This window comes from Paenibacillus mesophilus (genome assembly GCF_005938385.1).
GTDB classification, from domain to species: Bacteria; Bacillota; Bacilli; order Paenibacillales; family NBRC-103111; genus Paenibacillus_AB; species Paenibacillus_AB mesophilus.
In genome coordinates this window covers 1-1,000 of sequence record NZ_VCRA01000087.1, presented here as the reverse complement: position 1 = coordinate 1,000, position 1,000 = coordinate 1, and the positions used below count along the sequence as shown (strand labels likewise).

At 54.6% G+C, this 1,000-nt stretch carries 1 rRNA gene; it reads left to right on the top strand.

Annotated features, from left to right (window positions below):
* Positions 1-1,000: ribosomal RNA gene (locus FE783_RS37290) — 23S ribosomal RNA — on the top strand; the annotation flags it as partial.

Below are 1,000 nucleotides of genomic sequence, written 5' to 3'. Positions count from 1 at the left end.
AGTACGTGGACGTAGACCCGAAACCGTGTGATCTACCCCTGTCCAGGGTGAAGGTGAGGTAACACTCACTGGAGGCCCGAACTCACGAGCGTTGAAAAGCTCGGGGATGAGGTGGGGGTAGGGGAGAAATTCCAATCGAACTCGGAGATAGCTGGTTCTCCCCGAAATAGCTTTAGGGCTAGCCTCGAGAATGAATCGCGGAGGTAGAGCACTGATTGGGTGCGGGGCCCGCCAAGGGTTACCAAGTCCAGTCAAACTCCGAATGCCGCATATTTGAATCTCGGGAGTCAGACGGTGAGTGCTAAGATCCATCGTCAAGAGGGAAAGAGCCCAGATCATCAGCTAAGGTCCCCAAGTGCGTGTTAAGTGGGAAAGGATGTGGAGTTGCACAGACAACCAGGATGTTGGCTTAGAAGCAGCCACCATTTAAAGAGTGCGTAATAGCTCACTGGTCGAGTGACTCTGCGCCGAAAATGTAACGGGGCTAAACACGCCACCGAAGCTATGGCTAGCGCAACTTTGTTGCGCTTGGGTAGGGGAGCGTTGAATACGGGTTGAAGTCAGACCGGAAGGACTGGTGGACTGTATTCAAGTGAGAATGCCGGTATGAGTAACGAAAAGATCAGTGAGAATCTGATCCGCCGAAAACCTAAGGGTTCCTGAGGAAGGCTCGTCCGCTCAGGGTAAGTCGGGACCTAAGGCGAGGCCGAAAGGCGTAGTCGATGGACAACAGGTTGACATTCCTGTACCACCGTAAGCCGTTACGAGCAATGGGGTGACGCAGAAGGGTAGTGACGCAGACTGATGGATGTCTGTCCAAGCAGTAAGGCTGGTGCGTAGGCAAATCCGCGCACCGTAAGGCTGAGCTGTGACGGGGAGGGAACATTGCAGTACCGAAGGTCATGATCTCAAGCTGCCGAGAAAAGCCTCTAGCCAGGCGAAGGTGCCCGTACCGCAAACCGACACAGGTGGGTGGGCTGAGAATGCTAAGGCGCGCGGA